The organism is Moraxella bovis (assembly GCF_002014975.1).
Classification (GTDB): Bacteria; Pseudomonadota; Gammaproteobacteria; order Pseudomonadales; family Moraxellaceae; genus Moraxella; species Moraxella bovis.
This window is the reverse complement of sequence record NZ_MUXV01000022.1, coordinates 86,119-98,936: the sequence shown is the minus strand read 5'-3', so window position 1 is coordinate 98,936 and position 12,818 is coordinate 86,119. Positions and strand designations below refer to the sequence as shown.

Sequence of the window (12,818 nt, the reverse complement as noted above, 5' to 3'; positions counted from 1 at the left end):
TTTACTGTTTATTTTTACCGTCAAATAAAACAAAACCCCACCGATGGTAGGGTTTACACAAAGAACATATCACTTATTATGCTGTTGTGATTTTAGGTAACTATTCACATCAATGCGTGTCTTGACCTGTGGAGCGGTCTGTGGCTGAGCCTGTGCTTGCACTGACTGTGCCTGTGGTTGAGCCTGTTGTGCTTGCTGCCTACTCTCCAAGGCACTGACATGACCTGCGGGGGCAGTTTGTAGGTTCTGAATCGGAGCTTGTTGTACAGCGACTTTTGGACGGTCATCCAAGGTCAAACCCGTAGCGATAACTGTAACATGAATCTCATCGCCCATGCTCTCATCTTGGACATAGCCATAGAAGATATTACCTTCTTCTAGGTCAGCAATCGATGACAACGCTTCGGCAATCTCCTCAGGCTCACTCATCATCAGCTCAGCTGCGGTAATGTTCACCAACAGCCCCTTGGCATTTTCAAGGCGAATGTCATCAAGCAGTGGTGAGCGAATGGCTTTCTCGGCAGCTTGTCTGGCACGGTCATCGCCACTGGCACGACCGATACCCATCATCGCATAGCCTTTGGCAGTCATGGCAGTACGCACGTCTCTAAAATCGGTGTTAATCACCACGTTATCCGCCGTATCCACGATTTGCACCAAGCCACTCACCGCATGCAAAAGTACGTCATCGGCTTTTTTAAGAGCATCTGTAAAAGAGATTTGCTTATAAATCTTCAACAATTTTTGGTTAGGAATGGTAATGATGGCATCCACAAGCTCTGTTAGTTGGCTAACGCCATCTTTGGCAGACTTCATGCGTTTTTTGCCTTCAAAGTCAAATGGCGTGGTTACCACAGCAACAGTCAAAATACCCATCTCTTTGGCAACACGAGCCACCACAGGAGCGGCACCCGTGCCTGTACCACCACCCATGCCTGCGGTGATAAATACCATATTATAGCCATCTAACATCGAGCGAATTTCATCTTCGTCTTCTTCGGCATAACGGCGACCTTCCTCAGGATTACCACCTGCACCCAAACCTTCCGAGCCAAGCTGAATCTTGTGTGGCACGGTCAGATTATCAAGAGCGGTACGGTCAGTGTTGGCAGCGACAAATGTCACCCCATTAAGACCTTCTTGCACCATATGCTCGACCGCATTACCGCCACCGCCCCCCACACCAAAAACGATAAAGCGTGCTTTACCGTAGTTTACTTGACCGTCATCTGTATCAAGACCATATTTAGACATTTATTTCTCCGAATTCTTTTATCATATTGACATAGAAACTATTTTGATATTATAACACCAATTCACCCCATATTAAATAGCAGGGTGAATGATTGGCTTGAAATAAGCTGTTAATGGGCAAATGTAGCCAAGATAGACGTTTATTATCTTTTACCCTAACCTTTAAAATCGCAATATCATCACAGTAGCTGTCTTAATTTATCAAACCATGATTGGCATTTTTGCCCAACACGACCAAAAAAGCCCACTCTATCCAAATCGCCAAACTGCCCACGCTCATCGCGAGCATACTGCTCACTTTGATAATACATGAGTGCCCCGATGATACTATGTAATTTCGGGTCGGACAGATGTGTTTTTAAAAGCCCGATATCATCATCGCTAAGCAGTTCAGTATGCACCGCCACCTTTGGGTTAATGTCCATTTGACGTACGCTGACACCAAACTGTCTTTCTATCAAGCTGGGCAAATCCCTCATGTCCGCCCCGCCACCTGCCAACACCACGCCCATGTCCATGAACTGGTCCAGTCCTTTGGCGGTCAATTCATCAAAAATCTCGTATAGCAGTGCCAGATAACGTGCTTCAATGATACTGGCAAGTTTATACAAATGAACCGTCAATTCGCTGTCATGATGACGTTTTTTAAGCGTGATAAAATCACTTTTGCTTTGTTTGCTGGCGTTCGCTGAGCCGTGATGTTTTTTTAAAGATTCAGCTTCTAATAAAGTCAGTCCAAGCGTACTGGCGATGTCCATGTCCACCAGTTGCCCACCCACAGGCAGACAGCGAGTGTAGAGCAGCATGCCTTCTTGGTACAGGCACACTTTGGTGAGTGCTGCACCGATGTCAATAAAGCACACACCACGCTGTTTTTCATCACTGCTTAGGGCGTATTCACTGCTGGTTATCCCATCAAAAAACATGGGATGAACTTCTAGGTTATTTGAGACCATCAAATCCTTGATTTGGGCATAAAACATGCTAGGCACGCTGATAAGATGATAGCCAACGGTCAGTTTATGAGCCAACATGCCCACAACATCTTTGCCACTTTGGTCATCATCAAGCCAAAAACGCTGTTGGCACAACTGCACGTCTTTATGTCCTTTTTGTGCCAGTCCTACCTTGGCATCATTTAAAATATCCCGAACATCATCATGGCTTATCTTACGTCCAAGGGTGTCGCCCGTGGGATTTTGTCCTGTGATGATTTTATCTTGAATGCCATTCTCGCCCATCATCGCAGGACTGGCAAAAGACAGCCCGACATAAGAGACTTGCACGCCTGCCATGTCAATTGCTTCTCGCAACGACTTATGAATGGCACTGAGTAGATGTTCACGATTGACGATTTGACCACCAAAAAACGCGTCCGTTTTGGCAAGTCCAAGCCCCATGATTTGGGTTTTTTTATGATGAACGTCAAAATATCCCACAACAGTATAAACCGCCGTGGAACTTAGATGAATCACCGCATGAATGTCAGAGTCGGGTATCATAATTGACCAAAATTAGGGGAAATCTCCTGCCCAAAAACAAGATTGTCAAAACACTTGTTTTAAAAATCTATCAAAAATAAAATAAATCAAATTTTAAAATAGCCTTTATTTCTTATTTCGCCACGCAATAGAAAAACCGTTTTTATAACGCAAATCAACCGACTGCATGTCATTGATACGCTCAGCAAATCGCTCATTTAAAATCTGTGCCAACTGATGAAGTTTTTGTGTGGTATTCTCATCATCAACAACCACCCTAAGCCCGTTATGAAAACGTACAACCCACGTGTTGCGCGGTGTCAATATCAAATCATCCACCGTCAGCCCAAGTGGAGCAAACTGCTGATTGACATACTGCATTTGACGCATGATGGCATCTGCCTGTGTCGCCGAGCCATGCAATGTGACCAAATCAGGATTCATGACATCGCCTTTATCGGCAGGTCTAAACACCACACCGTTAGCATCAATCATCTCTTGACTGCCGAAATTGGCAATAGGCTTGCGTGGCACCGCCTCAACCGTAATGCCCTGATACCAATCACGGCGTACGGTCGCATGCTCCACCCACGACAAGCTTGTCACACTGTCATGGATTTGGTGCAAATTACCCCCAAAAAAAGGTGTTTCTCCAAAAGGGGCAATTGCCTGCATCAATGACTGGTTCTCTGGTGTGGTCAAATTTGACGCTTCCACATGGATGGGTTTGGCAGGGCTTTTGCCGATGGTTTGCATGGCAAAAAAGCCAATGGCAAACATCAGCCCAAGCGTCACCAAAGCCGATTGCCATGATTTTGACAAATGCTTGTCATCATGCCCCTCATGCTCATGGTTGATATGGTCTGCTGTCATCTCTGCCACGGTTGCACCCAATTGGATAGCCAAATATCACAAATGTATCGCTAAAACAAGCTTAAAAATGAACGCTTGCGTACATATTTTATTAAACAAGGCTAAAATTTATATATTTTACCCTATTCTTATTTTAATTTAAAGTAAAAATCATCACTAAATGACTGTTTTTACATGGCGTTACATTTTACCAATAAAATTGTTGGGGTTAATTCGTACCAATCCCAACATTCAAAATATAAAACAATCATTGTTATCACTTAAAATATATGATAAGTTTAAAAACTAGGGCAAATCAGACTCGCCCTAGTTTAATATATCAATAAGCAAATTATAATTTACCCAGCAATCCAACCAATATTAGGCTTTATGGCAAACACATCATTATTTATAACGTCTGTTCTAAAATCTTCACACACAAATCCGCAAATTCAATCCCTGCTTCTTTGGCTGCCATTGGCACAAGGCTATGGTCGGTCATACCCGGCACGGTATTGATTTCTAGGACATACAGCTTGCCGTCATCAGATTTTAAAAAGTCCACACGAGACCAGCCACGCCCACCCATGGCAGAAAAAGCACGTTTGGCAAGCTCGCCCATTTCACGCTCTTGTTCGGCAGTTAAGTCAGACGGGCATTGATACACCGTGTCATCACGCAGGTATTTGGCTTCATAGTCATAAAACTTGCCCTTAGGGATAATGCGAATACTCGGCAAGACATCATCGCCAAGTAACGAACAGGCGTACTCGCCCCCTGTAATCGCTTTTTCTGCCAAAATCTCGCCATGATACTGTTTTAGCTTAGGATACGCCTTTGCCAAACCGCCTGTCTCTTCTATCATCATCACACCCACACTAGAACCCTCACTGGCGGGTTTGACAAATAACGGTAAGCCAAAGTCTGCCTCCACCGCATCAAAATCGCTGTCATCGTGCAACACCACATAAGGCACATTCGGCAAGCCTAGCGACTGCCACACCAAACGGCAACGAAACTTATCCATGGCAATGGCGGATGCTAGCACGCCACAACCTGTATAAGGAATCTTAAAGCCGTCAAGCACGCTTTGCAAACTACCATCTTCGCCAAAAGTGCCATGCAAGACATTAAACACACGGTCATACTCACGCAAGTTTGAAATGTCGGTCTCTTGTGGGTCAAAATGATGAGCGTCCACACCTTTTAAAAGCAGGGCATTTAGCACCGCCCTGCCACTATTTAAAGACACTTCACGCTCGGCACTAAACCCACCGCAAACCACAGCGACTTTGCCAAATTTTGTTACATCGTTCATATTTTATTCTCTATATAAGTGCAAATTGCACAAGGTTAATTGTTGGTTAATTATCAAACCAATTTTCAATCATCAAACCGTCAATATATTTAAAATCATCCACATTGCGAGTTACCAAAATGGCATGATTGGCTAAGGCAATGGACGCAATTTGACTGTCGGCAAAAGATAAAGTTTTGCCTTTTGCTCGGCATTCGGCACGGATTTTGGCGTGAATGTCGGCACATTCTTGGGTGCAGTGGTACATTGGTAAAGACAAAACATTATTAAAAAGAAAGGCAGAAATTCGCTCCTTCTTTTTAATTTCTTCGGCTTTAATATTATGTAGATCATATAACAATTCATGCCAAACCGTAATTGCCAAAATTAACTGTTTATTTCTATCTTTGGCACATCGCTCAAATGTTTGTCAGGTTGTTTTTTGGTCAATTCTGAAAAGATATTATTATCAGGCAAAATTAACTGTTTCATTCAAAACTCACTTCTCGCCCAATATCATTTCTATCCTTGGTATCCGCCCAAGAATTATCATTATCCAAAAATACCTCACTTTTATCATGCCAATTTTACCATGATTCAAAAAATTTTTGACTGGCATTCATTTCATCTTTTTCAATTTCTGATTGAAATACGTTTATCCAATCAATCATTTTTTGTTGGCGATTGATCGGCAATGATTGAATATAATTGACCGCTTGATTGATACTGGTAATAGGCTGTGTTTGCATATTCGCCCCCTATAAATACAAATTATTATCCCGAAGCTCCAAACAAATCTGCCCCACATTGCCCGCCCCTTGCGTGATAAGTAGGTCATTGGGCTGTAAGCCCGCTTTTAATACTTGGGCGATTTGTTCTTTGTCATTGACACTTAGCACAATCGGCTCAACCTGCCCACGCTCACGCAGTGAACGAGCCAAATCGTTGCTACTCGCCCCCTTAATCGGCTCTTCGCCAGCACTGTACACATCCAGCAAAACAAGCTTATCCACCTGCGATAAGACATTGACAAACTCACTAAAACAGTCCCGTGTACGGCTGTAACGGTGTGGCTGAAACATCATCACCAAACGGCGGTCGGGGTAGCTTTGGCGGGCAGCACGAATGGTCGCTTGCACTTCGGCAGGGTGATGACCGTAATCATCAACGAGCAGGATATTACCCCCGTCATGATTTACGTCCGCTTGCTGTTCAAAGCGTCTGCCCACGCCTGCAAATTTACCCACCGCACGCACAATCGCCTCATCGTCCACGCCTTCATCGGTCGCCAGCGTAATCGCCCCCAAGGCATTTAGCACGTTATGCTCACCGGGGATATTTAAGGTCAAGCGAAGCGGTTCACGGTCTTTACGCAATACGGTAAAATGCGTGCGAGTGCCGTCCACCACCACGTCCACCGCTTGCACGTCATTATGCTCTTTAAAGCCAAAAGTCAGCACAGGGCGAGCAATGTCATCAATCATGCCATATAGCTCATCATCATCGCCACACACCACCGCCAACCCATAAAACGGCATATTGTGCAAAAACTGAATGTAGGCTTGTTTTAGCTTATCAAAACTACCGCCATAAGTGTCCATGTGGTCTTCGTCAATGTTGGTAACAATGCTCGCCATGGGACGCAAACTCAAAAAAGACGCATCGGACTCGTCCGCTTCCGCCACAAGGTAACGGCTACTGCCCAAAGACGCATTTTTGCCAGAGGCGTTCAATTTACCGCCAATCACATAAGTTGGGTCAAGTCCCGCTTCGGTGAGCATCATCGTAAGCAGGCTTGTGGTTGTGGTCTTGCCGTGAGCCCCTGCCACCGCAATGCTGTGGCGGTATCGCATAAGCTCGCCTAGCATATCGGCACGGCGAACCACAGGCAGTCGGGCTTGCAAGGCGGTCTGAATCTCGGGATTGGTTTTGTCAATGGCGGACGACACCACCAGCACATCAGCGTTTTTGATATTGGACGAATCATGCCCGATAAACACCGTAATGCCTAGACTCTCTAAACGCTTGGTAACCACGCTTTCTTTGATGTCCGAGCCTGTAACCGTATAGCCTTGATTGGCAAGCACTTCGGCAATTCCGCACATACCTGCCCCACCGATACCGACAAAATGCACGGTGTTAATCCGTCTCATCTCTGGGATTTCAATGAGTTGTTTGGGCAGGGTTTTAACGTTGGTTGAATTTGGCATAACTTTTTCTCTATTTTAGGTGTTAAATAGGGCTGGCAAATAATTACCATGATTTTTTATTTGGATAACTTCTAATTTAAAATATCCAATTCATTTAAAATTTAACTGTTAATATATAAATAAAATTTCATTTAGTAAATCAAGAAAAATATTTTACCCCATTATTTTCAAATCAAAACCGATACATATAAACCGCATGGTTAATAATATCGCCATTGACGTTTTCATTATTGGCAATAATACCACAAAACTCAAATCCCAATCGCTCGGCGACTTGTCGGCTTGGGGCATTATGTTCGCCTGCCTTAATGTCCACCACATCCATGCCATAGGTATGTTTGGCAATGTCCATAATCGCACGCACAGCAAGGGTCATGATACCACGCCCTTGATATTCTTGGTGTAGCCAATAGCCAATCTCTGCCTTTTTTAGATGATGATAAATGTTATTTAAACTCACCGCTCCAATGATTTTATCATCATAAATAATATGGGTATGAATGGCTTTGTCATCGGCATATTGGTGTAAAGCAAATTTGACAAATTCACGATAGCTATTTTCACTAAAATTATTCGCCCACGGTAGCCATTTGCCCAAATAATCTTTTTGGGTATTAACAATGTCAATCATTTGACTGGCAAATGATGAATGCACCAAGGTTAGGCTTAATGTGTCGTTGATTTTATAATAAAACATTTTAATACCCAATTAGCTAAACTGAACACTTTTTTGATTGGTTATTACTTTGGCAATGGCACTGGCGATTAAACATTCAAACTTATCTCATTATTTTCTTTATCCAGTTTGGCACGGGCTTTTTCAGCCACCAAAAAGGCTTGTTTGATATGCTCTACGCCACCGCCATTTGTCATTGCCATTTCAAGAAATAATTCGATATCTTCATGGCTTTGCATATAATCAACTGGGTCAAATTTTTTTAATTCACTCATTTTCATTATCAATCTCCGATGATAGCAATTTGGCTTTTTTGATGTCATCTTGCTGGCTATCTTTGTCGCCACCACACAACAAAACAACTACCACGTTGTCACGAATAACATAACAAACACGATAGCCCGCCCCGTCATGAAATCTTAATTTACAAATACCGCCACCGACCGAATTGATGTCGCCAAAAAATTCTTCATTTTCAATGCGAAAAAGGCGTTCAGTAATTTGCATTTTTACACGTCTGTTGCGTAATTTGCTTAACGAACGGTCAAATACAGGCGTACTAACAACTTGATAAGGGGTTAATGGGGTATCACTCATGTCTTAACCACACGCTCCACAATATCCGCCACTTGCGTGGTCGTGTCTGTTTTGGCAAAGGATCGGGCGTTATTTGCCATATCTAGACATTGCTGACGGTCAAGACTGCCCAAAATCTGTGCAAGTTTTTCGCCCGACAGCTCATATTGGGGCAACAAAATCCCCGCCCCATGCTCGGTTAGGCTCTTGGCATTGGCGGTTTGGTGGTCGTCCACGGCGTGCGGTAGCGGAATAAAAATCGGAGCAACGCCCACACTGGCAATCTCCGTTACCGTCAAAGCTCCTGCCCGACAAATGATCACGTCCGCCCAACCGTACGCCTGTGCCATGTCATCAATAAACGGCATGACTTCAAACACATGACGGCTTGTGTCAATCCCTGCTTGTGAGTAGGCGACCAACATGGCGTTATGGTTGTCCTTACCGCATTGGTGTCGCACGGTTAGGGGCTTGTCGGACAACTTTAACAGCTCTACCACCGCTTCATTGATGGCTTTTGCCCCAAGCGAACCGCCCACCACCAACACTTTTAGGGGCGATATATCCGCTACGTCATAACGCTCGCTTGGCGGTGTGGCGTTGATAATCGCAGTGCGTACAGGGTTACCCACCGTAACAAGTCTGTCGCCCATGCCACTAAATGCCCCGTCAAAGGCTTGTAGCACTTTTGCCGAATGGGGGGCTAGGGTCTTGTTGCTCATGCCTGCAATGGCGTTTTGCTCGTGAATGATGAGTGGTTTGCCTGATAATTTGCTTGCCAATCCCCCCGGTACGGTAACATACCCACCAAAGCCGATAACCACCTCTATGTTGTTGTTTTTGATGATATTTTTGCTTGCCATAACCGCTTTAAACAGCATAAAGGGGAGCTTAATCATGCGTGCCAATCCCTTACCCCGAAGCCCTTGCATATCAATATGGTGCATGGTGTAGCCGTGTTTGGCGACAAGCTCATTTTCCATACCGTTTGGCGTGCCAAGCCAATGCACCACCGCCCCACGAGTTGTCAGCTCGTCCGCCACCGCCAACGCAGGAAAAACGTGTCCGCCTGTACCTGCCGCCATAATCAATACATTCATCGTTATTCTCTAATTTAAAATTTAACCCCCTATTTTGTAACAAAATGGGGGAAATTACAAGGGAAAAATGAGTGGGTGTAAGTTTTTCTTTTAGCTAAATTTGCCAATCTTACGGCAGTTGTGTAAAATTCTCTACAAATTACATTAGGTTTTCAAAATTCACGTTGCTACAAGCCATCAAAAAATTTTGATAAACTCTACCATTATTCGATATAATAGACCGCTTAACGTCTAAGCCATCCTAGCCCTAAAATTCACTCATGAAAAAAATACTACAAAATCAAAAAATCGCCGAGTTCATCAGTCAAATGCCCATCATCAAACGTCTATTTTTTAGCGTGTTTGGCACGACGGTGCTTGGGTTTTTGTTTTTATCATTATTATCCTATAACACCTTAGACCCTGCATGGTCGCATGTCGGTGGCAGACAGGAGATTACCAATGTTGGCGGTCGCCTTGGGGCTTGGGTTGCTGACATTCTGCATGTGTTTTTTGGTTATGGGTCATGGTGGCTGGTGCTGGTCATGATGTATGAAGTGGCACTTTTATGGTGGCGACAGTCGCAGGTCATGTGGCAGCTTCGGGTGCTTGCGTATGGTTTTTTGTTGGTGTGCCTTAGTGGGCTGTTGGCAGGATGGGGGACAGCAGGCGAGCATGGCACAGGACTTATCAGTGGTGGTGTCATGGGGGCTGGATTATATCAGGCATTGGTGCAGCAGTTTGGCAATGTGGCGACAGCGATATTTTTGCTGATTATAACGGGTGTTGTCACGGTGTTGGCATTTGAAGTGCGTCCATCAGCATTTTTTGACTGGTTTATGGGTTGGCTTGATGGCGATAAAAAAGTCAAACCTGCCGAATCGGTCAAGCCAAATCAAGAAGACACTAAGCTGTTTGAAGTGGTCAAGGATGACGCACCAATCGTGTCATCTGTTCATCACAATAGTGAAGACCTATCAGAGTTTTTGCAGACATCAGGGTTGCGTGATGAGATACTGGCAAATACTCAGCAGGGCAAACAAGACGGAGAGTCACAAGCGGGTCGTGTGGAGATTCATGCTGATGAAGTGGTATTAAAAGTAGATAATTTGACACTGGACGCCAATCAGTTGCATGCTCGGCAGGCAGATGGGATTCATCATGAGAGTGAGAGCAAGCCGTTAGAGTTCATGCATGATGATGAGATGATTGAGATTCTAAATCATGATTCTGATGATATCGTTGAGTTGACACCCAAAACTAAGGTAAAAATTGTCAGTACGAATGATATTGATGAGCAAGTAAATATCAATGATAATCAAACTGTTGATGCAAAGATGGGGATTGAGATAAATGTTGATGATGAGGTGGATTTTGTCTACCAAAACAACCGAACCAATCAAACCACTAACATCAGCCGTGATAATGTCTTTGACGATGAGTGGGTGAAACTGTCAAAGGATTTACTAAATCAAGAAATACAAGAACAGGATTTGCAGATTGATACACAAGAGAGATTAAATGAGAACATGCGAATAAATTCATCAGGTAAAGCTGATGTTAAAAACGATGTGACAACAGATGGAATGACAGGGATATTGGACGAAGAGCTGACCCAGCCACCTTTACATCCCGATAATTTTATCCCAAAAAAACCCTTGCCCGTAGAAGATACACCCAAGCAGGCACATTTTAAAGATGTAGGGGCGGATGCACCAAACCCACAGCGGTCACGAGCGATGGACACGCTCACCCATCGCATGAGCCTATCGCCTATTCCTGAGCTGTCTATCCTGGATAAGCCTGATGCCAACAAACAGCCGAGCTACACCGAGCGAGAGATAGAAAAGTTATCTGAACTGTTAGAGATTAAGCTAAAAGAGTTTAACATCAAAGCAAGTGTGGTTAGTGCCATGGTCGGGCCTGTGGTTACTCGCTTTGAGGTGGAGCTGGCGGCAGGGATTAAAGCAAGCCGAGTGACGGGAGCGGCACAGGATTTGGCACGGTCGCTTTCTATGGCAAGCCTACGTGTGGTCGAAGTCATACCAGGCAAGCCTTATATCGGCATTGAAGTGCCTAACAAAAAGCGAGAGATGGTGCGACTCATCGAACTGCTGGATACGCCTAATTATAAAAATCCTGATAAGCAAATCGGTGTCGCCATCGGTAAAGACATCGGCGGCAAGGTGGTCATCGCTGACCTTGCCAAAGCCCCGCATATGCTGGTGGCGGGCACGACAGGCTCAGGTAAGTCAGTTTTTGTGAACTCCATCTTGCTCTCCATGCTCTTTAAATACACCCCTGATGAGCTCAAACTGGTGCTGATTGACCCTAAACAGCTAGAACTTGCCAACTATGGCGACATACCACACCTGCTCACGCCTGTGATTACGGACATGACTGAGGCGACCGCTGCTCTGACATGGTGCGTGAGTGAGATGGAGCGACGCTATCAGCTCATGAGCTTACTGCGTGTGCGTAAAATCTCAGAATTTAACAAAAAAGTGCTACAAGCTGAGACGTCAGGCGAGCCGATATTTGACCCACTGTGGCGAGCGGACGAAAATGTCAGCATCAAGACCGCCCCCAAGCTCAAGCCTTTACCACTCATCGTTATCGTGGCGGATGAATTTGCGGATATGATTATGCAGTTAGGTAAAACTGCCGAAGAGCCGATTGTCCGCCTTGCCCAAAAGGCTCGTGCCGCTGGCATTCATCTGGTGCTTGCCACTCAGCGTCCAACGGTGAATGTCGTCACAGGTCTGATTAAGGCAAATATCCCCTCTCGTGTCGCCCTACGAGTGAACTCAAAGGTGGACAGTCGTACTATCATCGAAGAGGGTGGGGCGGAGAGTATGCTTGGTAACGGTGACATGATGTTCATCGGGCCGGGCGAGAACACCCCACGCCGTGTGCATGGGGCGTATGTGGATGATGATGAGGTTAACCGTGTCTGCGATGCGTGGCGTGAGCGTGGTAGTCCTGATTATATTGACCTGTCAAATAGTTACACTTTTGAAGGCGAAGGGTCAGGGGATGGGCTGGGTAAGGGCGGTGATGATGAATATTATCATCAGGCGGTGACCTTTGTCATGGAAAGTCGTAAAGTCTCCATATCCAGCATTCAGCGTAAACTGGGCATTGGTTATAACCGTGCCGCTCGTATCGTGGATATGATGGAAGAGGCGGGATTGGTCAGTCCGATGGATAATGCTGGTAAACGGCAGATTTTGATGTGATAAGATGACAATCTACCTTGATTGTAAAAAAGAGCCTAAACATAGGCTCTTTTAATAGCACTTATGGCAGTTCTCGCCTATCGCAAAGCACAAGGCAGCTAACAACCCCATTCCAGAAATGATGAGAGACAACCCAATAAGAGCTATCACAACA

General features: G+C 44.9%; 12 protein-coding genes and 1 pseudogene. 1 reads left to right on the top strand and 12 read right to left on the bottom strand.

From position 1 onward, the window contains the following. Nucleotides 1-69: 69 nt before the first annotated feature. The 12 genes from ftsZ to murG all read right to left on the bottom strand — a co-directional run bounded on the left by ftsZ (nucleotide 70) and on the right by murG (nucleotide 9,446). On the bottom strand, nucleotides 70-1,254 hold the full coding sequence (gene ftsZ / locus B0182_RS05525; RefSeq protein WP_029102327.1) for a cell division protein FtsZ: 1,185 nt from the start codon (nucleotides 1,252-1,254) through the stop codon (nucleotides 70-72). A 179-nt stretch (nucleotides 1,255-1,433) separates the two neighbouring features. After that, nucleotides 1,434-2,756 carry a cell division protein FtsA gene (ftsA, locus tag B0182_RS05520; protein ID WP_078273959.1) on the bottom strand — a complete coding sequence of 441 codons (1,323 nt, stop codon included), beginning with the start codon at nucleotides 2,754-2,756 and terminating at the stop codon, nucleotides 1,434-1,436. A gap of 105 nt (nucleotides 2,757-2,861) precedes the next feature. Then, nucleotides 2,862-3,608, bottom strand: a complete 747-nt coding sequence (locus B0182_RS05515) for a cell division protein FtsQ/DivIB (RefSeq protein WP_244893651.1) — start codon at nucleotides 3,606-3,608, stop codon at nucleotides 2,862-2,864. Nucleotides 3,609-3,996: 388 nt separating this feature from the next. After that, nucleotides 3,997-4,905, bottom strand: coding sequence for a D-alanine--D-alanine ligase (locus tag B0182_RS05510; RefSeq protein ID WP_078273957.1), 909 nt, complete (start codon nucleotides 4,903-4,905; stop codon nucleotides 3,997-3,999). 46 nt (nucleotides 4,906-4,951) lie between these two features. Further along, nucleotides 4,952-5,245 carry a PIN domain-containing protein gene (locus B0182_RS05505; protein ID WP_158079641.1) on the bottom strand — a complete coding sequence of 98 codons (294 nt, stop codon included), beginning with the start codon at nucleotides 5,243-5,245 and terminating at the stop codon, nucleotides 4,952-4,954. A gap of 26 nt (nucleotides 5,246-5,271) precedes the next feature. Then, nucleotides 5,272-5,376: a type II toxin-antitoxin system VapC family toxin gene (locus B0182_RS15140; protein ID WP_143821674.1), complete on the bottom strand. Its 105-nt coding sequence runs from the start codon at nucleotides 5,374-5,376 to the stop codon at nucleotides 5,272-5,274. Nucleotides 5,377-5,471: 95 nt separating this feature from the next. Beyond that, nucleotides 5,472-5,633 carry a hypothetical protein gene (locus B0182_RS14270; RefSeq protein WP_158079640.1) on the bottom strand — a complete coding sequence of 54 codons (162 nt, stop codon included), beginning with the start codon at nucleotides 5,631-5,633 and terminating at the stop codon, nucleotides 5,472-5,474. Nucleotides 5,634-5,642: 9 nt separating this feature from the next. Beyond that, entirely contained in the window at nucleotides 5,643-7,094 is a 1,452-nt protein-coding gene (gene murC, locus B0182_RS05500; protein WP_078273955.1) for a UDP-N-acetylmuramate--L-alanine ligase, read from the bottom strand. Between the two features lie 172 nt (nucleotides 7,095-7,266). After that, entirely contained in the window at nucleotides 7,267-7,791 is a 525-nt protein-coding gene (locus B0182_RS05495) for a GNAT family N-acetyltransferase (protein ID WP_078273954.1), read from the bottom strand. A 68-nt stretch (nucleotides 7,792-7,859) separates the two neighbouring features. Next, nucleotides 7,860-8,045 carry a hypothetical protein gene (locus B0182_RS05490; protein WP_143821673.1) on the bottom strand — a complete coding sequence of 62 codons (186 nt, stop codon included), beginning with the start codon at nucleotides 8,043-8,045 and terminating at the stop codon, nucleotides 7,860-7,862. Then, nucleotides 8,038-8,367: a type II toxin-antitoxin system RelE/ParE family toxin gene (locus B0182_RS05485; RefSeq protein ID WP_078273952.1), complete on the bottom strand. Its 330-nt coding sequence runs from the start codon at nucleotides 8,365-8,367 to the stop codon at nucleotides 8,038-8,040. Before B0182_RS05485 ends, B0182_RS05490 begins: the two co-directional genes overlap by 8 nt. Beyond that, complete coding sequence (gene murG, locus B0182_RS05480) at nucleotides 8,364-9,446, bottom strand: undecaprenyldiphospho-muramoylpentapeptide beta-N-acetylglucosaminyltransferase (protein ID WP_078273951.1); 1,083 nt, start codon at nucleotides 9,444-9,446, stop codon at nucleotides 8,364-8,366. The genes B0182_RS05485 and murG overlap by 4 nt, the downstream gene beginning before the upstream one ends. A 347-nt stretch (nucleotides 9,447-9,793) precedes the next feature. Between murG and B0182_RS05475 the strand changes: the two are divergent. Beyond that, nucleotides 9,794-12,664: pseudogene (locus tag B0182_RS05475) on the top strand (DNA translocase FtsK); the annotation flags it as partial. Nucleotides 12,665-12,818 lie beyond the last annotated feature (154 nt).